The organism is Pseudomonas sp. Sample_11, from assembly GCF_004307505.1.
GTDB lineage: Bacteria > Pseudomonadota > Gammaproteobacteria > Pseudomonadales > Pseudomonadaceae > Aquipseudomonas > Aquipseudomonas atacamensis.
Map to the genome: position 1 here is coordinate 43191 of NZ_RCOD01000081.1, position 26988 is coordinate 70178.

At 60.4% G+C, this 26988-nt stretch carries 26 protein-coding genes; 15 read left to right on the plus strand and 11 right to left on the minus strand.

The window, feature by feature from the left end:
- Window positions 1–454: 454 nt before the first annotated feature.
- The 5 genes from D8U60_RS22445 to dksA all read right to left on the minus strand — a co-directional run bounded on the left by D8U60_RS22445 (window position 455) and on the right by dksA (window position 6654).
- A complete protein-coding gene (locus tag D8U60_RS22445; RefSeq protein WP_039761623.1) occupies window positions 455–1891 on the minus strand; it encodes a sigma-54 dependent transcriptional regulator in 1437 nt (478 codons plus the stop codon).
- A 22-nt stretch (window positions 1892–1913) separates the two neighbouring features.
- Window positions 1914–4868 (minus strand): sensor histidine kinase, encoded by a 2955-nt coding sequence (locus D8U60_RS22450; protein WP_024014332.1) that lies wholly within the window; start codon window positions 4866–4868, stop codon window positions 1914–1916.
- A complete protein-coding gene (locus D8U60_RS22455; protein ID WP_003176118.1) occupies window positions 4852–5028 on the minus strand; it encodes a hypothetical protein in 177 nt (58 codons plus the stop codon). Before D8U60_RS22455 ends, D8U60_RS22450 begins: the two co-directional genes overlap by 17 nt.
- 77 nt (window positions 5029–5105) lie before the next feature.
- Window positions 5106–5999, minus strand: a complete 894-nt coding sequence (gene gluQRS, locus D8U60_RS22460; protein ID WP_110646737.1) for a tRNA glutamyl-Q(34) synthetase GluQRS — start codon at window positions 5997–5999, stop codon at window positions 5106–5108.
- A 211-nt stretch (window positions 6000–6210) separates the two neighbouring features.
- Window positions 6211–6654, minus strand: coding sequence for an RNA polymerase-binding protein DksA (dksA, locus tag D8U60_RS22465; protein ID WP_016773167.1), 444 nt, complete (start codon window positions 6652–6654; stop codon window positions 6211–6213).
- Between the two features lie 332 nt (window positions 6655–6986).
- Here dksA and D8U60_RS22470 point away from each other — a divergent pair, with 332 nt between their 5' ends.
- The gene (locus tag D8U60_RS22470; protein ID WP_122750965.1) at window positions 6987–8156 is read left to right on the plus strand and encodes a pyridoxal phosphate-dependent aminotransferase; all 1170 of its coding nucleotides are present in this window, start codon (window positions 6987–6989) and stop codon (window positions 8154–8156) included.
- Window positions 8156–8869 carry a DNA/RNA nuclease SfsA gene (sfsA, locus tag D8U60_RS22475; RefSeq protein WP_130900972.1) on the plus strand — a complete coding sequence of 238 codons (714 nt, stop codon included), beginning with the start codon at window positions 8156–8158 and terminating at the stop codon, window positions 8867–8869. Before D8U60_RS22470 ends, sfsA begins: the two co-directional genes overlap by 1 nt.
- On the opposite strand, the gene D8U60_RS22480 is transcribed toward sfsA, so the two are convergent.
- A complete protein-coding gene (locus D8U60_RS22480) occupies window positions 8866–9183 on the minus strand; it encodes a Rieske (2Fe-2S) protein (RefSeq protein ID WP_130900973.1) in 318 nt (105 codons plus the stop codon). The genes sfsA and D8U60_RS22480 overlap by 4 nt on opposite strands.
- Before the next feature lie 164 nt (window positions 9184–9347).
- Here D8U60_RS22480 and D8U60_RS22485 point away from each other — a divergent pair, with 164 nt between their 5' ends.
- From D8U60_RS22485 to D8U60_RS22500, 4 genes are read left to right on the plus strand one after another with little or no spacing between them, the layout of a single operon-like run.
- Window positions 9348–10220 (plus strand): ABC transporter substrate-binding protein, encoded by an 873-nt coding sequence (locus D8U60_RS22485; protein ID WP_130900974.1) that lies wholly within the window; start codon window positions 9348–9350, stop codon window positions 10218–10220.
- Window positions 10221–10270: 50 nt separating this feature from the next.
- Window positions 10271–11254 carry an iron ABC transporter permease gene (locus tag D8U60_RS22490; protein WP_167333571.1) on the plus strand — a complete coding sequence of 328 codons (984 nt, stop codon included), beginning with the start codon at window positions 10271–10273 and terminating at the stop codon, window positions 11252–11254.
- On the plus strand, window positions 11254–12021 hold the full coding sequence (locus tag D8U60_RS22495) for a heme ABC transporter ATP-binding protein (protein ID WP_130900975.1): 768 nt from the start codon (window positions 11254–11256) through the stop codon (window positions 12019–12021). Before D8U60_RS22490 ends, D8U60_RS22495 begins: the two co-directional genes overlap by 1 nt.
- A 19-nt stretch (window positions 12022–12040) precedes the next feature.
- Window positions 12041–12889, plus strand: a complete 849-nt coding sequence (locus D8U60_RS22500; protein ID WP_130900976.1) for a ChaN family lipoprotein — start codon at window positions 12041–12043, stop codon at window positions 12887–12889.
- Window positions 12890–13122: 233 nt separating this feature from the next.
- Here the strand turns inward: D8U60_RS22500 and D8U60_RS22505 are convergent, their stop codons facing one another.
- From D8U60_RS22505 to D8U60_RS22525, 4 genes are all read right to left on the minus strand, one after another.
- Window positions 13123–13917 (minus strand): cyclic nucleotide-binding domain-containing protein, encoded by a 795-nt coding sequence (locus D8U60_RS22505; protein ID WP_130900977.1) that lies wholly within the window; start codon window positions 13915–13917, stop codon window positions 13123–13125.
- Between the two features lie 15 nt (window positions 13918–13932).
- Window positions 13933–14205, minus strand: a complete 273-nt coding sequence (locus tag D8U60_RS22510) for a TfoX/Sxy family protein (RefSeq protein WP_016773175.1) — start codon at window positions 14203–14205, stop codon at window positions 13933–13935.
- A 289-nt stretch (window positions 14206–14494) separates the two neighbouring features.
- Entirely contained in the window at window positions 14495–14839 is a 345-nt protein-coding gene (locus D8U60_RS22520; protein ID WP_039761605.1) for a pentapeptide repeat-containing protein, read from the minus strand.
- A gap of 91 nt (window positions 14840–14930) precedes the next feature.
- Window positions 14931–16487, minus strand: a complete 1557-nt coding sequence (locus D8U60_RS22525) for a bifunctional aminoglycoside phosphotransferase/ATP-binding protein (RefSeq protein WP_130900978.1) — start codon at window positions 16485–16487, stop codon at window positions 14931–14933.
- Window positions 16488–16603: 116 nt separating this feature from the next.
- Between D8U60_RS22525 and mrcB the strand changes: the two genes are divergently transcribed.
- The 3 genes from mrcB to D8U60_RS22540 are packed head-to-tail and all read left to right on the plus strand — an operon-like array spanning window position 16604 to window position 20029.
- A complete protein-coding gene (mrcB, locus tag D8U60_RS22530; protein ID WP_130900979.1) occupies window positions 16604–18928 on the plus strand; it encodes a penicillin-binding protein 1B in 2325 nt (774 codons plus the stop codon).
- A gap of 16 nt (window positions 18929–18944) precedes the next feature.
- Entirely contained in the window at window positions 18945–19694 is a 750-nt protein-coding gene (locus D8U60_RS22535) for a hypothetical protein (protein ID WP_130900980.1), read from the plus strand.
- Window positions 19694–20029 (plus strand): YqcC family protein, encoded by a 336-nt coding sequence (locus tag D8U60_RS22540; RefSeq protein ID WP_122881690.1) that lies wholly within the window; start codon window positions 19694–19696, stop codon window positions 20027–20029. Before D8U60_RS22535 ends, D8U60_RS22540 begins: the two co-directional genes overlap by 1 nt.
- 117 nt (window positions 20030–20146) lie before the next feature.
- On the opposite strand, the gene D8U60_RS22545 is transcribed toward D8U60_RS22540, so the two are convergent.
- Window positions 20147–20563, minus strand: coding sequence for a DUF4124 domain-containing protein (locus D8U60_RS22545; protein ID WP_130900981.1), 417 nt, complete (start codon window positions 20561–20563; stop codon window positions 20147–20149).
- Window positions 20564–20962: 399 nt separating this feature from the next.
- Between D8U60_RS22545 and D8U60_RS22550 the strand changes: the two genes are divergently transcribed.
- The 6 genes from D8U60_RS22550 to msrQ all read left to right on the plus strand — a co-directional run bounded on the left by D8U60_RS22550 (window position 20963) and on the right by msrQ (window position 26950).
- The gene (locus tag D8U60_RS22550; protein WP_130900982.1) at window positions 20963–22687 is read left to right on the plus strand and encodes an acetolactate synthase 3 large subunit; all 1725 of its coding nucleotides are present in this window, start codon (window positions 20963–20965) and stop codon (window positions 22685–22687) included.
- A 2-nt stretch (window positions 22688–22689) separates the two neighbouring features.
- Complete coding sequence (ilvN, locus tag D8U60_RS22555) at window positions 22690–23181, plus strand: acetolactate synthase small subunit (RefSeq protein ID WP_003176102.1); 492 nt, start codon at window positions 22690–22692, stop codon at window positions 23179–23181.
- A 46-nt stretch (window positions 23182–23227) separates the two neighbouring features.
- On the plus strand, window positions 23228–24244 hold the full coding sequence (ilvC, locus tag D8U60_RS22560) for a ketol-acid reductoisomerase (protein WP_007909969.1): 1017 nt from the start codon (window positions 23228–23230) through the stop codon (window positions 24242–24244).
- Window positions 24245–24392: 148 nt separating this feature from the next.
- Window positions 24393–25250, plus strand: coding sequence for a CDP-diacylglycerol--serine O-phosphatidyltransferase (gene pssA, locus D8U60_RS22565; protein ID WP_016773182.1), 858 nt, complete (start codon window positions 24393–24395; stop codon window positions 25248–25250).
- Between the two features lie 63 nt (window positions 25251–25313).
- Window positions 25314–26327, plus strand: a complete 1014-nt coding sequence (gene msrP / locus D8U60_RS22570; protein ID WP_130900983.1) for a protein-methionine-sulfoxide reductase catalytic subunit MsrP — start codon at window positions 25314–25316, stop codon at window positions 26325–26327.
- Complete coding sequence (msrQ, locus tag D8U60_RS22575; RefSeq protein WP_024014316.1) at window positions 26327–26950, plus strand: protein-methionine-sulfoxide reductase heme-binding subunit MsrQ; 624 nt, start codon at window positions 26327–26329, stop codon at window positions 26948–26950. Before msrP ends, msrQ begins: the two co-directional genes overlap by 1 nt.
- Window positions 26951–26988: the final 38 nt, after the last annotated feature.

Below are 26988 nucleotides of genomic sequence, written 5' to 3' on the forward strand. Positions count from 1 at the left end.
TGACCCTCCCAATCGGGAGCCAAGAGCAAACGGATTGCTTTGGTCGCTGAATTGCAGTGATCTGTCGATCCAACCAGTACAGGCTCTGTCTTAGGACAGTTTTTGTTGTTCTCGGCCTGGTCGTGGGGCAAGCCCCAAATACAACGCCTCTCCAAAAGAATCAGTTAGCTGCGCCTCTCGCCGTCTTGTTTTTATTGTGCGTGAGTCGATTCGTCTTATTTTTATTGTCTTGTGCATTGCTTGTTATTGTTCTTGTACCAAACATATAGCAGGGTGCGTGCCAACTTTTGTCTCGCCCAGTAAAACAAGGGGTTAGGTCGATATAACCGTTTTGCAGGGGCGAAAAAAAGCCGGGGTTTCGTTACCGATAACCCCGGCTTCTGTTACGTGAATCGACTGCGGTAACAGTTTTTTCACATTGTCATGCGTTACCCGCGCACGCGGTGGGTAACGCTCAGCTCTCGCTGGCGACCCCGGTCTTGCGCCGTGGAATGCCCAGACGCTGGCGGCGTTCCCACAGGCATTTGCGGCTGACGCCCAGTTTGCGTGCCAGTTCGGTCTCGGTCATGTGGTCCTGATGCTCGAGGACGAAGTGCTGGAAGTAATCCTCCAGCGACAGATCCTCGGTCGGCTCATGGCTGCTGTTGCTGGCGTTACCGCCGGTTTGCGGCGGCAGACCGATGAACTCGTCGTCTTCCAGATCGCTCAGCTCGATGTCGATGCCCAGCAGGTCGGCCGAGATCTCCGGGCTTTCGCTGAGAATCACCGCGCGCTCGACAGCGTTCTCGAGCTCACGCACGTTACCCGGCCAGGAATAGTGCCGGATCGCCTGTTCGGCATCGGCAGCGAATTTCAGGTCGGTGCGATTGATCCGCGCGCTCTGGCGAGCGAGGAAGGCATTGGCGATTTCGTTGACGTCGGCGCCACGCTCGCGCAGCGGCGGCAGCTTCAGGGCAATCACGTGCAGACGGTAATAAAGGTCTTCACGGAACTGGCCGATTTTCGCCAGGCTCTTCAGATCTCGGTGCGTTGCAGCGATCAGGCGCACATCGACTTTCTGTGACTGCACCGAACCTACGCGGCGAATTTCGCCCTCCTGCAGAACCCGCAGCAAGCGAGCCTGGGCTTCGAGGGGCAGTTCGCCGATCTCATCGAGAAACAAGGTGCCGCCATCCGCCGCTTCGACCAGACCGGCACGACCGGCGCTGGCGCCGGTGAACGCGCCTTTCTCGTGGCCGAACAGTTCTGATTCGATCAGGCTTTCCGGAATCGCCGCGCAGTTCACCGAAATCATCGGCGCCTTGGCGCGTTTCGACAGATTGTGCAGGGCACGGGCCACCAGTTCTTTACCGGTACCGGACTCACCCTGAATCAACACGTTGGAGTCGGTTGGCGCCACTTTGCGGATCTTACTGTACAGGTCCTGCATCGGTGGGCAGGAGCCGATGATGCCAATTTCACCATTGCTGTTATCCACAGCGGCTTTGCCATTGCCAGCGGCAGGCTTGCTCGCCGTAGCTTCTCCGGCAGCCGGCGCCGACTGGCGATCGCGCAGGATCCGCGCAACCGCCTGGAGCATTTCATCGTGGTCGAACGGCTTGGCGATGTAATCGACCGCGCCCATTTTCATCGAGTCGACCGCCGAGCGCAGGCTGGCGTAACTGGTCATGATCAGCACCGGTGTGCCCTGGCCGAGCTTGATCAGCTCGGTGCCCGGAGCGCCCGGCAGGCGCAGGTCGCTGACGATCAGATCGAACGTAGGAATGGTGAAGCGTTCTTGTGCTTCCTGCACTGATCCGGCTTCGCTGACCTGGTACTGGTTGCGTTCCAGCAGGCGGCGCAAGGCGGAGCGGATAATGGTTTCGTCTTCGACGATCAAAATGTGCGGCATTGATTCGATACTCTCGACGGTCTCAGTTCACAGCGGACGTCGCTTCGACATGACGCGGTAAGGTCACCCGGATACGGGTGCCGCGTTGGCTTTGTACATCAGCCGGGCTGTCGATGGTGATTTGTCCATAATGCTCTTCAACGATGGAATAGACCAGTGCAAGGCCCAGACCGGTGCCTTCACCCGGATCCTTGGTGGTGAAGAAAGGTTCGAACAATCGGTCCATGATGCTCGACGGAATGCCACTGCCTTCGTCTTCGACGATCAGATCGACCGTGTGTTCGCCGGCTTCGCTCTTGACCCGTACCGCACTGTGCGGCGGCGAGGCGTCGCGAGCGTTGGAGAGCAGATTGATCAGCACCTGGGCAAGCCGTTGCGGGTCGCCTTCGACCCAATGGTCGGGATCGCACAGGTTGTAGAACTGCACTTCGAAATTGCGTCGGTTCAGCGCCAGCAGGCCGATGGCGTCCTGCGCGACTTCGGCCAGACACACCGGTTCGTCGTTGTGCTGATGACTGCCGGCATGGGCGAAGCTCATCAGCGACTGGACGATGCGCGAGACGCGTTTGGTCTGCTCGAGAATCTGCCCGCTGATTTCCGTCAGCTCGCCGTCGTCTTCGCGCTCTTCGCGCAGGTTCTGCGCCAGGCAGGCGATGCCGGTAATCGGGTTGCCTATTTCGTGGGCCACACCCGCTGCGAGTCGGCCGATGCTGGCCAGCCGTTCGGAATGCACCAGTTTGTCTTCGAGCATCTGCGTTTCGGTCAGATCCTCGACCAGTAGCACCAGACCACTGTTACCCGGGGCCAACGGCTCGTCGATCGCCGCTTTGTGCAGGTTCAGCCAGCGGGTCTGACCATCGAGGGCCAGATGCTGTTTGTGCAAATGCTCGTCGGGCAGGTTGATGAAGCCTTGCAGCAGTTCTTTCCACGGGTTGGCAATGGTGCTCAAGCGAGAACCGACCACTCGCTGCGCGGCGATGCCGGTAAGCTCTTCCATCGCCTTGTTCCACATCAGGATCTCCTGATCCTTGGCCAGCGAGCAAACGCCCATCGGCAGTTCCTGCAAGGTCTGGCGGTGGTAGCGGCGCAGGGCGTCGAGCTCGGCGGCCAGCCCTGTGAGGCGCGAGTGATAATCCTCGAGACGGCTTTCAATGAAGTGGATGTCTTCGGTGACATAGTTTTCGCCGCCCGCCTTGTAAGGCAGGAAGGTTTCCACCATATCCTGCGCAACGCTCGGGCCCATCAGGCCGGACAGGTTGGCCTCGATGCGGTCGCGCAAACGGCGCAAGGCGTAAGGCCGGCGTTCGTCGAAGGGCAGATACAGATCGCGCAAGGCTTGCTCGACCTCTTTCTGCGCAGCCTTGGCACCCAGCGGCTTGGCCAGCTGCGTGGCGAACTCCTGCGGCGAGGCGGCGTGCAGTTCGCGGCGTTGCGGGCGGCGCACGTTGTCCACCGCACAGGCTTCGGCGGCGCTGGCTTCTTCCGGGCTTGCGTTGGTGAACAGTGAGATCAGGGTGAACATCAGCACGTTGGCCGCCAGCGAGGCGATGGCCGCCATGTGCCAACTGGTGTCGTCGAGCACGTAGATCATGTTCAGCAGCGGGATATAGAAACCCTGCAGATTGCCGACCAGCGGCAGCAACATGGTCACCACCCAGACCGTGATCCCCGCCAGCAGACCGGCAATGAAGCCGCGGCGGTTGGCGGTCGGCCAGTACAACACCGACAACACCCCGGGCAGAAATTGCAGGGTCGCCACGAACGCGACGATGCCGAGGTTGGCCAGATCCTGTTCGACGCCGAGCATCAGGTAGAAGCCGAAGCCGGCCATGATGATCGCCACGATCAGCGCCCGGCGGGTCCATTTCAGCCAGCGGTAGATATTGCCTTCGGCCGGCGGTTGATAAAGCGGCAGCACCAGATGGTTCAGCGCCATGCCCGACAAGGCCAGGGTGGTGACGATGATCAGGCCACTGGCGGCGGACAGGCCACCGACGTAGGCGAGCAAGGCCAGCGGTTTGCTGTTGGCGGCAATGCCGATACCAAGGGTGAAATATTCCGGATCGGTGGTGGCGCCGAGTTTCAGCCCGGCCCAGAGAATCAGCGGTACGGCAAGACTCATCAACAGCAGAAACAACGGCAGGCCCCAACTGGCGCTGACCAGCGAGCGCGGGTTGAGGTTTTCCGTAAAGGTCATGTGATACATGTGCGGCATCACGATCGCCGAGGCGAAGAACACCAACAGCAGCGTGCGCCACGGGCCTTCCTGCAACGGTGTGTGCAGGGCGGCGAGGGCGGTCTGGTTTTGCAGCAGCCACAGTTCGAGCTGTTGCGGGCCGTCGAACACACCATACAGCGCGTACAGGCCAACGCCGCCCAGAGCGATCAGTTTGATGATCGATTCGAAGGCAATCGCGAACACCAGCCCTTCATGTTTCTCGCGCGTGGCGATGTGCCGGGAACCGAAGAAAATCGTGAACAGAATGATCAGCGCACAGAACGCCAGCGCCACGCGGCTCTGCACACGTTCGCCGGTGAGAATGCCGATCGAGTCGGCCACGGCCTGAATCTGCAAGGCAAGCAATGGCAAGACGCCAATCAGCATGAAAATCGTGGTCAGCGCACCGGCCCAAGTGCTGCGAAAGCGGAAGGCAAACAGATCGGCCAGCGACGACAGTTGATACGTGCGGGTGATCTTCAGGATCGGATAAAGCAGCACCGGCGCCAGCAGGAATGCACCGGACACGCCGAGATAACTGGACAGAAAGCCGTAACCGTACTGATAGGCCAGGCCCACCGTGCCGTAGAACGCCCAGGCGCTGGCGTAAACCCCCAGCGACAGGGTGTAGGTCAACGGGTGGCGAATGATCGCGCGCGGGATCATGCCCCGTTCGCTGACCCAGGCAACGCCGAACAGCGCCGCCAGGTACGCGGCGCTGATCAGGATCATCTGGGTCAGGCTAAAGCTCATCGGCATCTTTTTGGCTCTGCAGGATGAAGGTCACGACAATCAGGATCAGCCAGAGCAGATAAGGGCGATACCAGGCGCCCGTCGCGTCGATCCACCAGTCCATGATGGCGGGGGAGAACAGGTAGATCCCGACGACCAGAAGCAGGACCAAGCGATAGATGTACATCCCGGCCTCTCTTTTTTATGCGCGTGCCCGAAAACGTGCGGCGATGGTAACGGATGGGCGCGCGACTGCAAGTGTCGTCATTGCAGTTGCGCTTCGGGCAGGGTCAGTGTGCGCGGGATCCGGTCGGCATCCCAATGCGCGCTGCCCCAGGCCAGCAGTTCGCCCGGCGAAGCGTGAGCCAGTTCGGTACCGGGATTCTGCCCCAGCGCGCGCAAGGCCCGCAGCAGCAACGGCGTGGCCTGATCGGCTTCGAGCGGCGGCGAACGGTAGGACTTGCCGAGTTTGTTGCCGTCCGGCTGGGTGATCAGCGGCAGGTGCAGATAGCGCGGCTGTTTCAGGCCGAGCAGTTCTTGCAGGTACAGCTGACGCGGCGTCGAATCGAGCAGGTCAGCGCCGCGCACGATGTCGGTAATGCCTTGCCAGGCGTCATCGAGCACCACCGCGAGTTGATAGGCGTAGAGACCATCGCGCCGACGGATGACAAAGTCGCCGACATCGCGGCCCAGGTGCTGGCGATATTCGCCCTGCACGCGATCAATGAAGTGGTATTCCAGCTCCGGCACGCGCAGGCGGATCGCAGCGTCGTGCTGTTCATGCCCGGCATTGCGGCAAAACCCCGGATAAATCCCGTGATAGGGCTCCAGTTGTTTGCGCGAGCAGGTGCAGGCGTAGGCCAAGCCATGATTGAACAGGCTGTCGAGCACTTCGGCATAAGCCGCGTGTCGATCGCTTTGGCGGACCATTTCGCCGTCCCATTCGAAACCGTAGCTTTCCAGCGCCTTGAGAATCGCCGCTTGCGCACCGGGCTCTTCGCGCGGCGGGTCGAGATCTTCCATGCGCACCAGCCAGCGCCCACCGACGGAGCGGGCGTCGAGGTAAGACGCCAACGCAGCGACCAGCGAACCGAAGTGCAGGTGGCCACTGGGGGTGGGGGCGAAGCGGCCGATGTAGGCGGGGGATTTGGCAGTCATGGAGGCGATAAAGGCTATTCAGAATTTAAGCAGGTTACCCCTGTGGGAGCGAGCCTGCTCGCGAAAGCGCTGTGTCAGGCAATAATGAGCTGTCTGAAGGGACGCTTTCGCGAGCAGGCTCGCTCCCACAGAGGCAGAAGCAGGTTCCGCGGGCAAAACACAGAAACAAAAACGGAGCGTTCGCACGCTCCGTTTTTCGTTCAGGTCGAGATTACTTGCCGACCTGCTTTTCCTTGATTTCCGCCAGGGTCTTGCAGTCGATGCACAGATCCGCTGTCGGGCGGGCTTCGAGGCGCTTGACGCCGATCTCGATGCCGCAGGACTCGCACCAGCCGTACTCTTCGTCTTCGATCAGTTGCAGCGTCTTGTCGATTTTCTTGATCAGCTTGCGCTCGCGGTCGCGGGCGCGCAGTTCGAGGGCGAACTCTTCTTCCTGGCTGGCACGGTCGGCCGGGTCAGGGAAATTGGCCGCTTCGTCTTTCATGTGATCAACCGTGCGGTCGACTTCCTGCATCAAGTCCAGTTTCCACTTGTTCAGGATCTTGGTGAAGTGCGCGCGCATTGGAGCGCCCATGTACTCTTCACCCGCCTTCGAAACGTAAGGTTCGAAGCCGCTGATCGTGTCTTTCTGCTGTTGCTTTGCTTGGGTGGACATGAAATAGACCGCCTCTACTCTTGTAATCCATTGCGCAGGATTGCTCCATCACCGACACCTGCCGGCCCTGCGGCTGCAAGCGGGCGAACTTACCAGATCAAATCAGCCTGCGCTACTCCCGGATGTCGAGCCCCCGGCGGGTGGCGCTTGCAGATGTCTGACAAGTCGTGTCTGTGGGAAGGGAGACCTGTTCAATCACTGATTTTAGTCAATCCTGGAGCGTACGTTCAGATCGTTACAGTCCAGCGTTCTTGAGGCTGTGACCTCCACGGGTTCTCGCTCGTTCCGGCAGACAGGTAGAATCGTCTCTTTTTTCCGTCGAAGGCATTCCAATGGGCCCCTACAGTGCGCGCAGTCGTGCGATCGAACCGTTCCATGTGATGGCGCTGCTGGCGCGGGCCAATGAATTGCAGGCCGAAGGCCACGACGTGATCCATCTGGAAATCGGCGAGCCGGACTTCACCACCGCCGAGCCGATCATTCGCGCCGGACAAGCTGCGTTGACGGCGGGCAAGACCCGCTACACCGCCGCCCGTGGCATTCCCGAACTGCGCGAGGCGATCGCCGGTTTCTACCAATCGCGGTACGGCCTGAATATCGACCCACGACGGATTCTGATCACGCCGGGCGGCTCCGGCGCGCTGTTGCTGGCCAGTGCCTTGTTGGTCGATCCGGGAAAACACTGGCTGCTCGCCGACCCGGGCTACCCGTGCAATCGGCATTTCTTGCGGCTGGTCGAAGGCGCGGCGCAGCTGGTGCCGGTCGGGCCGGAGGTGCGTTACCAACTGACCCCGGATCTGGTCGAGCGGCATTGGGACCACGACAGCGTCGGCGCCCTTGTCGCTTCGCCGGCCAACCCGACGGGCACTTTGCTGACCCGCGATGAACTGGGCGGATTATCCACAGCGATCAAGGCCAGGCACGGGCACTTGGTGGTGGATGAGATCTACCACGGCCTGACCTACGGCACTGATGCCGCCAGTGTGCTGGAAGTCGATGACAACGCTTTTGTCCTCAACAGTTTCTCCAAGTATTTCGGCATGACCGGTTGGCGCCTGGGCTGGCTGGTCGCGCCGGACGCGGCGGTCAGCGAGCTGGAAAAACTCGCGCAGAACCTCTACATCAGTGCGCCGAGCATGGCGCAGTACGCGGCGCTGGCCTGTTTCGAGCCAGCCACCATCGCGATTCTCGAAGAGCGCCGCGCCGAGTTTGCGCGCCGTCGCGACTTCCTCCTGCCGGCGCTGCGTGAACTCGGTTTCAACATCGCCGTTGAGCCGGAAGGCGCGTTTTATCTGTACGCCGATATCAGCCGTTTCGGCGGTGATGCCTTCGCGTTCTGCCGACATTTCCTCGAAACCGAGCACGTTGCCTTCACGCCCGGACTGGATTTCGGTCGTTATCAGGCCGGCCATCACGTGCGTTTCGCTTACACACAGAACCTCGCACGTTTGCAGGAAGCCGTGGAACGCATCGCGCGCGGCTTGAAGAGCTGGCAAGGCTGATGCGCTTTTATCCTGCTCTGGAAGAAGCGCGGCTGATTCGCCGATACAAGCGGTTTCTCGCCGATATCGAGACCGTTAGCGGCGAATTGCTGACCATTCACTGCCCCAACACCGGTTCGATGCTCAATTGCCAGGTCGAGGGCGGGCAGGTCTGGTTCAGTCGCTCCAATGACCCGAAACGCAAATTGCCCGGCACTTGGGAAATTGGCGAAACCCCGCAGGGCCGGCTGTTTTGCGTCAACACCGGGCGCGCCAACGGCTTGGTGGAGGAAGCCTTGCAGGCCGGCGTGATCACCGAGTTGAACGGCTTTACCGCGTTGAAGCGTGAGGTTGCCTACGGACAGGAAAAAAGCCGCATCGACTTCCGCCTCGAATACCCCAGCGGCCCGGCATATGTCGAAGTCAAAAGCGTCACCCTCGGCTTCGACGGCACGGCGGTGGCGGCGTTTCCCGATGCGGTGACCCAGCGCGGCGCCAAACATCTGCGCGAGCTGGCGCATCTGGCGCGCGACGGCATTCGGGCGGTGCAGTTGTACTGCGTGAACCTCACCGGCATCGATGCCGTGCGCCCGGCCGAGGAAATCGATTGGGCTTACGCCGAGGCGCTGCGTCAAGCGGTCGCCTGCGGTGTTGAGGTGTTGGCCTACGGTGTGCGCCTGGACCACGAAGAAATGGTCATCGACCGCCGACTCGACGTGCGGCTAAACGGTTAAACGTCGACCCACACGCCTTGTGTATCTTCCCGGCATTCAATTGCCGTGAGCGACTGCCCGGCGCAGGGGCCGGCGACGCATTCGCCGTCCTCGATCAGAAACAGTGCGCCATGGGTGGCGCACTGGATCAGGCTATTGCTCGGATCGAGAAACTGGTCGGGCTGCCATTCCAGCCCGACGCCGCGATGCGGGCAGCGATTGAAGTAGGCATAGACCTGCCCGCCACGACGCACGGCGAAAAGCTTTTTGCCTTCGATAACGAAACCGCGACTGCCACCTTCGGCCAGCTCACTGTCGGCGCAGAGAAACTTCATGGCTATCCTCAAATGTCCGCTCGTGTCTGGATATGTCCGAGCTTGACGTTCAAATGCAAACAATTATCAAATGGCGACCTTCTCCCACAGGGAGTCTGGCCGTTGCCGAGGATACTTGGCTCGCTGCGCCGATGCCCGGGAAACCTTGTTCAAGGAAGCTGCGTATGCGCCTGAAAACCCGCGTTGCCGTACTGTGCGTCGGCCTTTTTCTCAGCCATCAGGCGATCGCAGCGGATTTACCGCAACGCTGGGTCAGCGCCGGCGGTGCGCTGTCGGAATGGGTCAGCGCACTGGGCGGCGAATCGAAGCTGGTAGGGGTCGACACCACCAGTCAGCATCCCCAATCGTTGCAGGCGCTGCCGAGTATTGGTTATCAGCGCAGCCTGTCGGCCGAAGGCATCTTGAGCCTGCGCCCGGACATTCTTGTCGGTACCGAAGAAATGGGGCCGCCGCCGGTTCTGGCGCAAGTCAAAGCCGCCAAAGTGAACGTCGAGCTGTTCTCGGCACAGGCTGATCTGCCGACGCTGGAAAAGAATGTCACTCGTTTGGGCCAGTTGCTCGGCGCACAAAGCCAGGCAGCGCAGCTGCTGCAGAGTTATCAACAGCAGCTCCAGGCGCAGACAGTGCGAGTTACCCAAGTGCAAACCACACAGAAAGCCCCCGGTGTGTTGCTGCTGCTCGGGCACGCCGGCGGCAAGCCGTTGATCGCCGGCAAGGACACTGCCGCCGATTGGCTGCTGCAACAGGCCGGCGGGCACAACCTTGCTACTCATACCGGCTACAAACCGTTTTCTGTCGAATCCCTCGCCAGCCTCGATCCCGAAGTGCTGGTGTTCGCTGACCGAGCGTTGACCGGTGAGGCGGCAAAAGCCGCGTTGTTCAAGGAAAACCCCATCCTCAATTCCAGCCGCGCGGCCAAGAGCGGGCGGGTGATGGAGCTGGACCCGACGCTGCTGGTTGGCGGTCTCGGGCCACGGTTGCCGGCTGCTTTGCAAACCCTGACTGACGGCTTCTACCCGGCCAAGGGCGGCCAATGACCACACTGGTCAAACCCCGTGGCTTGTTTATCGGCCTGACATTGCTGTGTCTGCTGGCGATCTGGCTGTCGCTGGCGCTGGGGCCGGTGAGCCTGCCGCTGTTCGATACCTTGCGCGCGGCGCTGCGTCTGATCGGCGTGCCGTTGGCGCCGCAAGGGTTGGAGCAGGCTGAGCTGATTCTCGGCCAGATCCGCCTGCCGCGAACCTTGCTCGGCTTGGCGGTCGGCGGAGTGCTGGCGCTATCCGGGGTAGCGATGCAGGGCTTGTTTCGTAATCCGCTGGCCGATCCGGGGCTGGTCGGGGTGTCCAGTGGCGCGGCGCTTGGCGCGGCGATTGCGATTGTCGGCGGTTCGTTATTCGGCGGCCTGCCGGAGTGGTTCGGGCCGTATCTGTTGTCGGTGTGTGCGTTTCTTGGCGGGCTCGGGGTGACGGCGCTGGTCTATCGGCTGGGCCGGCGCAACGGTCAGACTCACGTCGCCACCATGTTGCTGGCCGGTATCGCGCTGACGGCGCTGGCCAGTTCGGCGGTCGGTCTGTTCACCTATCTGGCCGATGACGCCACGCTGCGCACCCTGACCTTTTGGAACCTGGGCAGCCTCAACGGCGCCAGTTACGCGCGGCTGTGGCCACTGCTGATCATCACCATCGGCGTGGCGCTGTGGCTGCCGCGTCGGGCCAAGGCATTGAATGCCTTGTTGCTCGGTGAATCCGAGGCCGGTCATCTGGGCATCGATGTCGAACGGCTCAAGCGCGAACTGGTGTTCTGCACCGCGCTGGGTGTTGGCGCGGCGGTGGCGGCGGCGGGCATGATCGGTTTTGTCGGGCTGGTGGTGCCGCATCTGGTGCGCCTGCTGGCCGGCCCCGATCACAAAGTTCTGTTGCCAGCCTCGGTGCTGGCCGGTGCAAGCCTGTTATTGCTCGCCGATCTGGTGGCGCGCCTGGCGCTGGCGCCGGCGGAGTTGCCGATCGGCATTGTCACCGCGTTTATCGGCGCGCCGTTCTTCCTTTATCTGCTGCTGCGAGGGCGTGCCTGATGTTGTCTGCGCACAATCTGCATGTCCGCCGTGGCCGCAAGGCTGTGCTCAGTGGGGTTACGCTCGGGCTCGAACCCGGTCAAGTGCTTGGCGTGCTGGGACCGAACGGCGCCGGGAAAAGCACGTTGCTTGGCGCCTTGTGTGGAGAGTTGAGCGCTAGTGAAGGCAGCGTCTCTCTCGACGGCCAGGCGTTGAGCCACTGGAGCGGAACGCAGCGCGCACAACGACTGGCGGTGTTGCCGCAGGTTTCGACGCTGGATTTTGCCTTCGCCGTGGAAGAGGTCGTCGGCATGGGCCGCTTGCCGTACCAGACCGGGCGCGTGCGCGACGACGAGATTGTCGCGGCAGCGCTGGCCGCCGCCGATGCCGGTCACTTGGGTGGGCGCAGCTATCTGGCATTGTCCGGTGGCGAGCGTCAGCGCGTGCATCTGGCGCGGGTGCTGGCGCAACTCTGGCCGGGGCAGGCCGGGCAAACCTTATTGCTCGACGAACCGACATCGATGCTCGATCCGCTGCATCAGCACACCACCTTGCAGGCGGTGCGCGAGTTCGCCGATCGCGGCGCGGCGGTACTGGTGATCCTGCATGATCTGAATCTGGCGGCACGCTATTGTGATCGCGTGCTGTTGCTGGAGGAGGGGCGCCCGGTTGCGCTGGATACTCCGCAGCAGGTGCTGCGTCCGGATACGCTTAAAGCAGTGTTCGGCCTGGAGGTTTTGGTGCAACCGCACCCGGAGCGTGGGCATCCGCTGATCATCGCCCGCTGAATCATCATCGAGGTGTCGCATGCGTGGATTGTGGTTGTTGGCGCTGGTGTTGCTCGCGGGCTGTCAGCACGTGGCGGCTCCGCCTGTGGGCGCTGATATCCGCGATCTGCGCAGCGGCGAGGTACTTACGGCGCAGCAATTGCTGACGCGTCTGGCTGAGCCTGAGCGTTTGATCATCGGTGAGCAGCACGACAACGCCGATCACCATGCCGCACAGTTGTGGCTGTTGCAGTCGCTCGGCGAGCAGCGAGCGCAAGGCAGTCTGCTGCTGGAAATGCTCTCGCCGGTTCAACAAGCGAAAGTCGATGCGGCACGCCAGTCGAAATCCGTTCCGGCAGATCTGCCCGCGGCATTGGCCTGGCAAGAGGGCTGGGACTGGAACCTTTACGGGCCGATCGTACGCTTTGCCCTGTCGCAGCCGTATCCGCTGCTGGCGGCCAATCTCGATGACAGCGAAATCCGCGCGTTCTACCGCAATCCACCTGCTCTGAACGGTCCGCGCAGCAATTCGCTGTCGGTTAAAAAAACTTTGCTTGGGCAAATCAGTGAATCCCACTGCGGCTTGCTGCCCGAATCACAGATGCCAGCAATGCTGGCGATTCAGCAACAGCGTGATCGACGCATGGCCGAGCGCATGCTGGCGGCGCCGATGCCTTCGATCCTGCTGGCCGGTGCCTGGCATGCGCGCAAGGATGTCGGCGTGCCGCTGCATCTGTCGGATCTCGGCGCTGGCAAGGCGCCGATCGTATTGATGCTGGCCGAGCAGGGCGCTGCGGTATCGGCGGCGATGGCCGATTACGTCTGGTACACGCCTGCCACGCCGAAGCCGGATTACTGCGAGCAGATGCGCCAGCAATTCGCTAAATGACTTTTCCACAGGCAAAAAAAGACCCGGTAAAAAACCGGGTCAAATAACCGTGATTAGCCTGATGAGGAGATAATCTGAGAGTCCGAACCAAGGGCTTTTCAGAATATCGACTGATCTCGCGACCAGTTGTGATAATCATAGCGATTCTCATTACCGCGTCAACCGCTGATTTTGCAAATCTGTAATTTAGTTTTGCGAGCGGTGGTGAGGCCCTGTGAATAAAGGGCTTTGCGCTAGGTGCGCTGCGTCGTCAACTGCGTGATCTGGCGATTCAACTGGCCGATGCGTCGAGCCATACCCTCAATCAGGCAATGGGCGATCTTCGTATTGCTGCGGGTCATGCTCAAAAATTGATCACCGGGAATCAACATCAACGTGCTCGGCTCGGACGCCACCACCGAAGCGTTGCGCGGCTCGCCGGTAAACAACGCCATGGCGCCGAAAATCTCGTCCTTGGCCACGTCACCGACCTTGTACCCGTCAACAAATGCCTCGGCATGCCCGTCGATAATCACGAAGACGTGATCCGCTGCGTCGCCCTGTTGGATCAGCACGGCGCCCGCCTCAACCCGTTTGAAGCCGTTGGTGCTGCGGAACTCCCGAGGTTTCAGCTCGGCCACGGCGTGGGCGAGCAGCGCCATTTGCCCGAGCAGATAGCTCAGCAACTGCTCCGCTCGATCAGGGTCTGCATACAAATGCTGCAAAACCTCAGCGCGCCCATAGGGCACCAGGCGCACAGCGCTGTCGCTGCAAATGCGACAGTCGCTCCATTGCTCGCCACGTTGCAGGCCGAGCAGATCACCTTCCTGCCAGTAGAACTGCGCACGGCCCGCGATGCAGCCATGTACCACGCCCTCGCTCAGCAGAAACAACTGATCGCTCGGCACCTGTGCAAACAGATCGTCCGTTGCCTCCAGCTCGATGACCGGCGCGCACGGCGACAAATCCTGCAGCCACTGCCCGGGAAGACTCTGCAAGCGATTGATCAATGCGTCGGCGTGGGCCGATTGTTCCCCCAGTAAATACATGGCGTCAGCGCCTGTTCAGTTCTTGTGGCGCGCGGAAATGGCTTCGAGCTGTTTGTTCAAGGCGTCCTTGCGCTCGGCGGGGATGTCGTTCCAGTGCACGTCCATCAACGCGCCTTCGATCGCATACAACAACACCTTCGATGCGCGAAACCCCCGAGTACGCACGGCCCGGTAGGCATCCACTGCACCGAGGCGACGCAAGTCCGAGGCGCTGTGGATGCCCACGGCATGCAGCCATTGCGCCGATGTCTTGCCAAGATTTTTCAGGTGTTGCAGTTCATCATTCATCAAGCCTCCTTGCGACGGCCGAATGGTGCGTGGGCGAGCTTCTCAGCAGTGTAGCCATCAGTAGGAAAAGCGTGGTTGTTTGGTCGGATTCGACGCAAAAGCTTCTAAGAAAGGGGAGTGAAAGACCTGCGAGCGCAGAGGGAAGCGAGTTAGGCGGTTAACAATGTGGGAGCGAGCCTGCTCGCGAAGAGGGCGTATCAGACACAATCGATATCAACTGACACTACGCCTTCGCGAGCAGGCTCGCTCCCACAGAGGCAAGGCGTGGTGTCAGTAAAATTTCCAGATTTCAGCGGGTGCGATAGCGCAACCGCGTGCCGAAATTCATCGACATCAGAATCTCGTCAGCACTCAGCTCCGGCGGAAAGTACGCCCCGGAAATCTGCGCATGGGCCAGGCTGGCGCCTTCGAGCGAAGCCTTGCGGAAGTCGATGCCGCGCAAATCGGCGGAGCGGAAGTACGCATCGCGGAAATCCACGCCGTCGGCGTTCAGCTCGCGCAGGTCGAGACCACGGAAATCGCCGCCGACCATGTCGATCGGGCCATCTTGTGGGCGTTCCTTGTTGAAGCCTGCGACGTCATCTTTGTGCAGCAGGGCGTAAAGCGGAGTGTCGAGCAGTTTTGGCTGGCTCATGTCAGATCACCTGTTGGTTTTATGACGCCAGTATAGTGCCACTATTTGCCGGCCGTGAAGCGAGCGTGGGCTTCACGGCCGAAATAGTTTTTTACAGGCCAGGCAGGCGCTGACGGATCTGCGCGACCACGGTGTCCAGCGTCCCGGATTCATTGGTCTGCACGCGTTTGCTGCGCAGGATTTCTTCCGGCGTCAGCGCTTCGCGGTTGGCCTGTTGCGCTTCGATCACTGCCAGGGTGGCGTCGGACGGATCCTTCTGGTCGGCCTGACGCATCGCCAGCCAGCTCTCGATCACGGCTTGCGGTGCGTTGCAGTCGAGGATCAGGAACGGCGTGCCAGTAGCTTCGGCAATCTTCGCCGCGTTGTCGCGCTGCTCACGCTTGAGGTAAGTCGCGTCGATCACCACCGGGAAGCCGGCGTGCAGGATCACCTCGGCGATTTCATGCAGGCGCGCGTAGGTCGCGGTGCTGGCATCGGCGCTGTAAATGCCGGCCTGCACATCGTTGGCAACGGTCTGCTCACCAAACAGGCGCTTGCGCTCGACATCGGAACGCAGGCGAATCGCGCCCAGCGCTTCGACCAGGCGCATGGCCACATGGCTCTTGCCGACTGCGGAAACACCGTGGGTAATGGCCATGAAGCGCGAAGGAATGGTGCTGTAGCTTTCCGCCAAGTTGGCGTAGTTGCGGTACTGGCGCAGGGTGGTGGCGCGCTGCACTGCAGTCGCATCTGCCGGCATGCTGAACAGCGCAACTTTGGCCCGCACCAGCGCGCGGTAGGCTTTATAGAAGTTCAGCACTTCCAGGCCCTCATAGTCGCCGGTCAGTTCCAAGTACTGGCTGATGAGGCGACGCGCGAGCGATTTCAGGCCACGGTCTTCCAGGTCCATGGCGAGGAAACCGGTGTCGGCCCAGACGTCAGTGAAACGGAACGGCTCGTTGAACTCGATGCAGTCGAAGATCACCACATTGCCGTCGATGACCGTGGCGTTGCCCAGATGGATGTCGCCGTGGCACTCGCGGGTGAAGCCTTGGGCCTTGCGCGCGGCGAACAACGGCTTGAGGCGTTCGAAGCTGCTCTCGGCCCAGGCTTTGAGTGCCTCGAGTTGCAGCAAATCGTTCTTGTCGCTGAGGAATGGCAGAATCTGCTCGAAGTTTTGCGAAACTGGCGCCATCACGCTGTCCGGCGTGCCAGCGTCGTGTTCGGCCGGGACTTTCGGTGCATTGATATGGAAATGCGCGATCTGCTCGGCCAGCGCATCGATGTGCTGAGTGGTCAGCTCGCCATTGGCTTGCAGCGTGCTGAGCAAGCCGCTCTGCGGGAACTGGCGCATTTTCAGCACGTATTCGATAGCCGGGCCGTCGCCGCCCAATTGCGGTGCCTCGATGCTGCCGGTGATTGGCAACACGTCCAGATACAAATCAGCGGTCAGACGCTGGTTCAGACGCAGCTCTTCAGCGCAGAAATGCGCACGTGCGTCGAGGCTGGTGAAGTCGAGGAAGCCGAAATTCACCGGCTTCTTCACTTTATAGGCAAAGGGGCCGGTGAGAATCACCCACGAGATGTGGGTTTCGATGACCTGAAACCCTTCGACGGGATGCGGGTAGAGGGCCGGGTTTTGCAGGGCAGCGATCAGGGACTGGCTCACGGGCGATCCTTCAGAGGCGGGGGAATTCGAGGCGGCCATTATGGCTGCTTGCCCGCCTGACGCAAACCTCCGCGCGTGCCTGTTGAGGATCGATAAAGTGCGTATAATCCGCCGCCATGACTCGATCCCGATCCCCCCGTACCAAGAAAAAACCACCAGCCAAGGGCCTCAGCCCATGGTTGAGCTGGGCCATTAAACTCAGCCTGGTCGGCCTTGTAGTGCTGGCCGGCTTCGCCGTTTACCTCGATGCCGTGGTGCAGGAGAAGTTCTCCGGCAAGCGCTGGACCATTCCGGCCAAGGTGTACGCGCGCCCGCTCGAGCTGTTCGTCGGACAGAAGCTCAGCAAGGACGATTTCCTCACCGAACTCGATGCCCTCGGCTATCGCCGCGAAGCCGTGAGCAACGGCCCCGGCGCCGCAGCCGTCAGCGGCAATACGGTTGACCTGAACACCCGTGGCTTCCAGTTCTATGAAGGTCTGGAAAAGCCGCAGCCAGTGCGCGTGCGCTTCTCCGGCGATTACGTCGCCGAACTCTCCGCGACCAACGGCTCGAAGCTGTCGGTGGTGCGCCTCGAGCCGCTGATGATCGGCGGCATTTACCCGAAAAATCTTGAAGACCGCATCCTGATCAAACTTGATCAGGTGCCGCCTTACCTGCTCGAAACCCTGATCGCTGTGGAAGACCGCGACTTCTACAGCCACTGGGGCGTGTCGCCGAAATCGATCGCCCGCGCCGTGTGGATCAACACCTCCGGCGGCAAGATGACCCAGGGCGGCAGTACGCTGACCCAGCAGTTGGTGAAGAACTTCTACCTGACCAGCGAACGCAGCCTGACCCGCAAGCTCACCGAAGCGATGATGGCGTTGCTGCTCGAGCTGCACTACGACAAGAAGGAAATCCTTGAGGCCTACCTCAACGAAGTCTTTGTCGGCCAGGACGGTCAGCGTGCGGTGCACGGTTTCGGTCTGGCCAGCCAGTTCTTCTTCGGCCAGCCATTGTCCGAGCTGAAACTGCATCAGGTGGCGATGCTGGTCGGCATGGTCAAGGGGCCGTCCTACTACAACCCGCGCCGCAACCCCGAGCGCGCGCTGGAGCGGCGCAACCTGGTGCTCGATGTGCTTGAGCAGCAAGGCGTGGCCACCGCCGAACAGGTCGAAGCAGCGAAGAAAATGCCGCTCGGTGTGACGACTCGCGGCAAGCTCGCCGACAGCTCGTTCCCGGGCTTTATCGACCTGGTCAAACGTCAGTTGCGCGAAGATTACCGCGACGAAGACTTGACCGAAGAAGGCCTGCGCATCTTCACCAGTTTCGACCCGATTCTGCAGATGAAAGCCGAAGCCTCGGTCAACGACACGTTCAAGCGTCTGGCCGGGCGCAAGGGCTCGGATGACGTCGAAGCGGCGATGGTCGTGACCAACCCGGAAACCGGCGAAGTCCAGGCGATGATTGGCAGTCGTCAGGCCAGCTACGCCGGGTTCAACCGTGCCCTGGATGCGGTGCGCCCGATTGGTTCTTTGATCAAACCGGCGGTGTATCTGACCGCGCTCGAGAAGCCGAGCCAGTACACGCTGACCAGTTGGCTGTCGGACGATCCGCTGTCGGTCAAGGGCGCCAACGGTCAGGTGTGGAAACCGCAGAACTACGATCGCCGCTCCCACGGTACGGTGTTCCTCTATCAGGGCCTGGCGCATTCCTACAACCTGTCGACCTCGCGTCTGGGCCTGGAAGTCGGTGTGCCGAATGTGCTCAAGACCGTGGGTCGCCTGGGTGTTACTCGTGAGTTCCCGGCGTTCCCGTCGATGCTGCTCGGTGCCGGCGGCATGACGCCGATCGAAGTGGCAACCATGTATCAGACGCTGGCCAACGGTGGTTTCAATACGCCGATGCGCGGCATTCGCAGCGTATTGACCGCCGAGGGCGAGCCGCTCAAGCGCTATCCGTTCCAGATCGAACAGCGTTTCGACCCGGCCTCGATCTACCTGATCCAGAACGCCATGCAGCGGGTGATGCGTGAAGGTACCGGCAGTTCGGTTTATAACGTGCTGCCCAAGACCCTGACACTGGCGGGCAAGACCGGTACCAGTAACGATTCGCGCGACAGCTGGTTTGCCGGTTTCAGTCAGGATCTGCTGGCGGTGGTCTGGCTCGGCCGCGACGACAACGGCAAGACGCCGTTCACCGGCGCCACCGGTGCGCTGCAGGTCTGGACCAGTTTCATGCGCAAGGCCGATCCGCTGCCGCTGGATATGCCGCAGCCGGACAACGTCGTGCAGGCCTGGGTCGATTCGCGCACCGGCCAGGGTTCGGATGCCAACTGCCCCGGCGCGGTACAGATGCCGTATATTCGCGGCAGCGAACCGCCACCCGGCGCCGCGTGTGCAAGCGAAACACCTGCCTCGCCGGAATCGGTGATGGACTGGGTCAAGGGCTGGATGAATTAAGCAAAGAGGGTTTCAAGTGAACAATTGGTTGATTCCAGCGGTGACCGCCGTGGCTTTGCTCAGCGGCTGCTCCACCGTACAGCGTGGTTCGATTCCGGTAGTGGATTCGGGTACGGCCGTGTCCAACAGCGAACGCATCGGCGCCAATGGCGGTTTCCGCCAGACCACCGTCAAGCGCCCGGTGCAGGGCCAGACTCAGGCGATTCCGCAAGGCGATACCGGCGTAGTGGTGATGGTGCCGGGCGGCGGTGCGGCGGTGTCGACACCGATCAGCTCTTCGCCAATCGTTCCGGGCCCGGCATCCGGCGGCATCACGTCGGGGCCTTACAACCCATCGTCGGTTGAGTCGGCACCGATCAACTCCGGCAGCTACAGCATGCCATCGACGCCGAGTGGCATTCCTTCGGCCAGCAGTGGCGGTGGCCTGTCGGCGGATGAGCAACTGGACGGCCCGGTACTCGCCTTGCTGACCACCGCGCAACAGCAGCAGGCCGGCGGCGACCTCAACGGTGCCTCTTCCAGCCTGGAGCGGGCGCAACGTGTCGCCCCGCGCGAGCCACAAGTGCTTTACCGTCTGGCGCAGGTGCGCATGGCCCAGGGCGATGCGCCGCAAGCCGAGCAATTTGCCCGTCGTGCGCTGACCATGGCCAACGGTCGTCCGGACCTGCAAGCCAGCCTGTGGGAAATCATCGCTCAATCTCGTGAGAAACAAGGCGATTCCGCCGGCGCTGCGCTGGCCCGTCAGAAGGCCAAGGTTTCCCTGTGATGGACGTGCGTTTCCCGAAAATCGCCGATCAGCTGTTGCTGATCGAACGCGAGCTGCGTACCCAGGGTTGGTGGGATGAGGTTGAGCCGTCCGCCGAAGCGCTAAGCAGTGTCGAGCCGTTTTCCGTCGACACGCTGGACTTCGAGCAATGGCTGCAATGGATTTTCCTGCCGCGCATGAAGATGATCCTCGAACAGGATCTGCCCTTGCCAAACGCCTCGGGCATTCAGGAAATGGCGGAAATGGTCTTTGCCCAGCGCAACGTTGGCGGCAAGGACCGGCAGTTGCAGGTACTGCTCAAAGAGTTTGACCTGCTGATCACTGCCTCCCGCTGAGCGCGGTTGTGTAGGAGCTTTGTAGGAGCTGCCGAAGGCCGCGGTCTTTTGATCTTGCTCTTCCAACAAGTCAAAAGATCGCAGCCTTCGGCAGCTCCTGCACATCCTTCGAAACGATTACGAACAATTCTCCTTAATCTGCTTCTTCGCTTCGACGATGCGTTCCTGACGCTGTGTATCGTCGAGCCTGCGCACATCCCCCTCGACCTCCTCACGCAAGCGCGGATTGTTCTGCAGTTGCGCCAGGTTCGTGCGTGCCTGCTCGCAAAAGGCCTTGAGCTGCGCCTGCTGCTCGGCGACCTGTTTCTTCACCTTGGCATCAATGGCTTTCTGATCGCCAAGGACGCCGCCGCCCGGCATCGGCGCAGCTTTCGGCGCGGGCGAGGAGGGTGTCTGTACGGTCGTCGACGGTAGGCCCTGCGGAGGCTGCGCATCGAAATGCGTGACGCCTTGGGCGTCGACCCATTTGTAGATTTGACCGGCCGAGCACCATGGGCTGAGGCCGATCAGCAGAGTAAGGAGGAGCGTTCGCATGCTGATTCCTTGGCAAAAATGCGCAATTGACGCTAACAGAGTAGCGCTTTTCAGGTTTTTTCTTGCGTTCTCATGTGCTTACCCACAATTAACCACACAGACGACTTGACTTGCAGAGGGCGAAACAGAAGAATCCAAAGTCCGCTGTAGAGGGACTGCCAGAAGCAGACCCACTCGGTAGATCATGAGGCGCACATCCGCGCCGACCTGTTACACCCGCAACGCGTTACCTCGCGCTGGGTGGGAAAGGCCCGCAACACTTGGGACGATCCCAATACTTGCTCAGTCAGTGCTGACGTAGTCGGCGACCACCGTCGCTCATGCTCTGCCGAGAAGTAAACCTATTAAGACCCGCCCCTTTTTTGTGGACGGTATTCTGGCGTTTTAGAGGTGAACAACGTGGAGCTTTTATCTGGCGGTGAGATGCTCGTCCGCTTTTTGCGTGACGAAGGCGTCAAATATATCTACGGGTACCCGGGTGGTGCTCTCCTGCATGTTTACGATGCCCTGTTCAAAGAACCGGAAGTGACCCACATCCTGGTTCGTCACGAACAAGCGGCGACCCATATGGCTGACGGCTACGCCCGTGCCACCGGTAAAGCCGGCGTGGTATTGGTGACTTCCGGTCCAGGCGCCACAAACGCCATCACCGGTATCGCCACCGCCTATATGGACTCGATTCCGATGGTGATCATTTCCGGTCAGGTGCCAAGCACCATGGTCGGCACCGACGCGTTCCAGGAAACCGACATGATCGGTATCTCCCGGCCGATCGTGAAGCACAGCTTCATGATCAAGCACGCTTCGGAAATCCCGGAAGTCATGAAGAAGGCCTTCTACCTGGCGCAATCCGGTCGTCCGGGCCCGGTCGTGGTCGACATCCCGAAAGACATGACCAACCCGGCCGAAAAGTTCGAATACGTTTTTCCGAAAAAAGCCAAGCTGCGCTCCTACAGCCCGGCCGTTCGCGGTCACTCCGGGCAGATCCGCAAAGCAGCCGAAATGTTGTTGGCGGCCAAGCGCCCGGTGCTGTACTCCGGCGGCGGCGTGATTCTCGGCAATGGCTCCGCGCAACTGACCGAACTGGCAAAAATGCTCAACCTGCCCGTGACCAACACCTTGATGGGTCTGGGCGCATTCCCTGGCACTGACCGTCAGTTCATCGGCATGCTGGGTATGCACGGCAGCTACACCGCGAACCTGGCGATGCACCATGCCGACGTGATCCTCGCAGTGGGCGCACGCTTCGACGATCGGGTGATCAACGGCCCGGCGAAATTCTGCCCGAACGCCAAGATCATCCATATCGACATCGACCCGGCGTCGATTTCCAAGACCATCAAGGCCGACGTGCCAATCGTGGGTCCGGTCGAGAGCGTCCTGACCGAAATGGTCGCGATTCTCAAGGAAATCGGCGAGACCCCGAACAAGGAGTCCGTAGCCAGTTGGTGGAAGCAGGTCGATGAATGGCGTGGCGATCGCGGCCTGTTCCCTTATGAAAAGGGCGACGGCAGCAAGATCAAGCCGCAGACCGTGATCGAAACCCTCTGCGAAGTGACCAAGGGCGACGCCTTTGTGACCTCCGACGTTGGTCAGCACCAGATGTTTGCCGCGCAGTACTACGCGTTCAACAAGCCGAACCGCTGGATCAACTCCGGTGGTCTGGGCACGATGGGCTTTGGTCTGCCAGCCGCGATGGGCATCAAACTGAGCTTCCCGGACGACGACGTTGCCTGCGTCACCGGCGAAGGCAGTATCCAGATGAACATCCAGGAGCTGTCGACCTGCCTGCAATACGGCTTGCCAGTGAAGATCGTCATCCTCAACAACGGTGTGCTGGGCATGGTTCGCCAGTGGCAGGACATGAGCTACGGCAGCCGTCACTCGCACTCCTACATGGAATCGCTGCCCGACTTCATCAAGCTGGCTGAAGCCTACGGCCACGTTGGCGTACGCATCACCGAATCGAAAGATTTGAAGTCGAAGATGGCCGAAGCCTTCGCCATGAAGGATCGCCTGGTGATCATCGATGTTGCGGTCGACACCAGCGAGCACGTCTACCCGATGCAGATCAAAGACGGCTCCATGCGCGATATGTGGCTGAGCAAGACGGAGCGTACTTAATCATGCGGCACATTATTTCCCTGCTTCTGGAAAACGAACCCGGCGCTCTGTCTCGCGTAGTCGGCCTGTTCTCGCAGCGCAACTACAACATCGAAAGCCTGACCGTGGCCCCGACCGAAGACCCGACCCTGTCGCGTCTGACGCTGACCACCGTGGGCCACGATGAAGTGATCGAGCAGATCACCAAAAACCTGAACAAGCTGATCGAAGTGGTCAAGCTGGTGGACCTGTCGGAAAGCGCTCACATCGAGCGTGAACTGATGCTGGTCAAGGTCAAGGCCACTGGCGCCCAGCGCGCCGAGATCAAACGCACCACCGATATCTACCGTGGACAGATCGTTGATGTCAGCGCCAGCGTGTATACCGTTCAATTGACCGGTACCAGCGACAAGCTCGACAGCTTCATTCAGTCCATCGGCACCGCATCGATTCTGGAAACCGTCCGTAGCGGCGTGACCGGCATTGCTCGCGGCGACAAAGTTCTCAGCATCTAAACCAAATTAGCGCATGGCCTGAACGGCCGGATATAAGGGGAAATTCATGAAAGTTTTCTACGATAAAGACTGCGACCTGTCGATCATCCAGGGCAAGAAAGTTGCCATCATCGGTTACGGCTCCCAGGGCCACGCTCAGGCGTGCAACCTGAAAGACTCCGGTGTCGACGTTACCGTCGGTCTGCGTAAAGGTTCGGCCACCGTTGCCAAAGCCGAAGCTCACGGCCTGAAAGTGACCGACGTTGCTTCCGCTGTTGCCGCTGCCGACCTGGTCATGATCCTGACTCCGGACGAGTTCCAGTCCTCGCTGTACAAGAACGAAATCGAGCCGAACATCAAGAAAGGCGCCACTCTGGCCTTCTCCCACGGCTTCGCGATTCACTACAACCAGGTTGTTCCGCGTGCCGACCTCGACGTGATCATGATCGCGCCGAAGGCCCCGGGCCACACCGTGCGTTCCGAGTTCGTCAAAGGCGGCGGTATCCCTGACCTGATCGCGATCTACCAGGACGCTTCGGGCAACGCCAAGAACGTCGCACTGTCCTACGCTGCTGGCGTCGGTGGTGGTCGTACCGGCATCATCGAAACCACCTTCAAGGACGAGACCGAAACCGACTTGTTCGGCGAACAAGCCGTTCTGTGTGGCGGTACCGTTGAACTGGTGAAAGCCGGTTTCGAAACTCTGGTTGAAGCTGGCTACGCGCCGGAAATGGCCTACTTCGAGTGCCTGCACGAACTGAAGCTGATCGTTGACCTCATGTACGAAGGCGGTATCGCCAACATGAACTACTCGATCTCCAACAACGCCGAGTACGGCGAGTACGTGACTGGCCCGGAAGTGATCAACGCCGAATCCCGTCAGGCCATGCGCAACGCCCTGAAACGTATTCAGGACGGCGAATACGCCAAAATGTTCATCAGCGAAGGCGCAACCGGCTACCCTTCGATGACCGCCAAGCGTCGTAACAACGCCGCTCACGGTATCGAAGTCATCGGCGAGCAACTGCGCTCCATGATGCCGTGGATCGGTGCCAACAAGATCGTCGACAAAGCCAAGAACTGAGTCGTCGTCCCTTGTACGAAAAACGCGGCCTAGGCCGCGTTTTTTCGTTTGGGCCGGTGCTTCTGGTATAAAGCTGCATCGTTTGTGGCCGAACTGTCGTCCTCAAGCCTCTGTCGAATTTTTTCCAAACCGTTGCAAGGTAATGTCCATGAGCGAACGTCCCGAAGAGCCGAACAAGGCTTCCGACGCCGAAAGCCTGCTGCCCATCGATGAACACATCGAAGAAGGGCACGACGCTGAAGGTCGTAAAGTCCGGCATCGTGGTATCTATCTGCTGCCGAACCTGTTCACCACTGCCAACCTGTTCGCAGGCTTCTATTCCATCATCAACTCGATGAGCGCCCAGGCCGCGTTGAGCGCCGGCGACTCGGTGAATGCGAGCAAGTACTTCGCCTTCGCTGCGATCGCGATTTTCGTCGCGATGGTGCTCGACGGCCTCGATGGTCGCGTGGCGCGCATGACCAATACGCAAAGTGCCTTCGGCGCCGAGTACGACTCGCTGTCGGACATGGTCGCCTTCGGCGTCGCGCCGGCATTGCTGGCCTTCGGCTGGGCGCTGGGAGACATGGGCAAGGTCGGCTGGATGGTCGCCTTCATATATGTAGCGGGTGCGGCGTTGCGTCTGGCGCGTTTCAACACCCAGGTCGGCACGGCGGACAAACGCTACTTCATCGGTCTGGCCAGCCCGGCGGCGGCAGGTGTGGTGGCCGGTATTGTCTGGGCGTTCAGCGATTACGGCATCCAGGGTTCGAAGATGTCGTTCCTGGTGGCCTTGATGGTGGCGGCGGCCGGCATGCTGATGGTCAGCAACATCAAGTACAACAGCTTCAAGGAGCTGGATCTCAAAGGTCGCGTGCCGTTCGTGGCGATCCTCGCGGTGGTGCTGGTATTCGCTGTCGTGTTCAGTGATCCGCCGCGCATTCTGCTGCTGGTGTTCCTCGCCTATGCGGCGTCCGGTCCGGTGCAATATCTGTTGCGTCTTCGTCGTCACAAAAACGCCGAGTGATGTAATTTCCCGCATACTCCGCAGTCTATGGGTGCACCTGTCCTCCAAAGCTGCGGAGTTGTCATGTTGATCAAGATCCCCAAAGCATCCGACTGCCATGAGTCGGATGTCACGCCTGAAGCCATTTATCTCTCCCGCCGCCAATTGCTCGGCGCCACTGCTGCCGGTATTGCCGTGAGCAGCCTGCCACGCTGGGCCAGTGCCGCTGATGCCCCTCGCTACTCTGATGTCGAATCCGGCAAGGCTCCGGCCTGGTTTGCCGAAAAGCTCCCTTCTACACAATGGGGGGCGGTCAACGTCAAGGATGAGGCGATCACGCCTTATAAAGACGCGACGAACTACAACAACTTTTATGAGTTCGGTACCGGCAAGGGCGATCCGGCGAGGAATGCTGGCGACCTGAAAACCGAACCCTGGAGCGTGGTGATTGACGGGGAGGTGGGTAAGCCGGGGCGTTATGCGCTGGAAGACTTCATGAAACCGTATCAGTTGGAGGAGCGTATCTATCGTCTGCGCTGCGTCGAGGCGTGGTCGATGGTCATTCCCTGGATCGGCTTTCCCATCTCGGCCTTGCTCAAGCAGGTCGAACCGACTTCCAAAGCGAAGTACATCCGCTTCGAAACCTTGCAGGATCCCAAGAGCATGCCCGGCCAGCGTTCCGGTTTTGCCTTGATCGACTGGCCGTATGTCGAAGGCCTGCGTCTCGATGAGGCGATGAATCCTTTGGCGATCCTGGCGGTGGGCATGTATGGCCGCGAACTGCCGAACCAGAACGGCGCGCCTCTGCGTCTGGTGGTGCCCTGGAAGTACGGCTTTAAAAGTGTAAAGTCCATTGTGCGCATCAGTCTGGTCAGCGAGCAGCCGAAGACCACCTGGCAAAGCATTGCTGCCGATGAGTACGGCTTCTACGCGAATGTGAATCCTACCGTCGACCATCCACGCTGGACCCAGGCGCGCGAGCGGCGCTTGCCGAACAGCCTGTTCAAACCGAATGTGCGCGACACGCAGGTGTTCAACGGCTACTCGGATGAAGTCGCTTCTTTATATACAGGGCTCGATCTGCGGAAGAACTACTGATGCGTTATCCGTTCTGGCGAGTGGGCGTTTTCATTGCTGCGGCGGTCTGGCCATTGCTGTGGTTCTATCAGGCTTTCGCCGATCTGCTCGGGCCTGATCCGGGCAAGGTGCTGGTTGATCGTCTCGGGCTTGGCACGCTGGTGTTGCTGTTGATCACCCTGAGCATGACTCCCCTGCAAAAGCTGAGCGGCTGGGCGGGGTGGATTGCAGTACGCCGGCAGTTAGGGCTTTGGTGTTTTGCTTATGTGACGCTGCATCTGTTCAGCTATATGGCGTTTATCCTCGGATTCGATTGGTCACAGTTGGGCGTTGAGCTACGCAAGCGGCCTTACATTATTGTCGGTGCGTTGGGCTTTCTCGGATTGTTGATATTGGCGGTGACGTCCAATCGTTATAGTCAGCGTCGTTTGGGAGCTCGCTGGAAGAAGCTGCATCGCCTGGTTTACCTGATTCTCGGACTGGGTTTGCTGCATATGCTGTGGATCGTGCGGGCCGATCTGGAAGAGTGGACCATTTATGCCTTTATAGGTGGCGTGCTTTTGCTGCTTCGTCTGCCGCCGGTGATGAAGCGAATCCCGCGTTTACTGGGTAAAAAGCAGAATCTGCAAGAAAAGCGAAATTAACGGTTGACGGCAGATTCCAGAGGTCTATAATTCGCCCC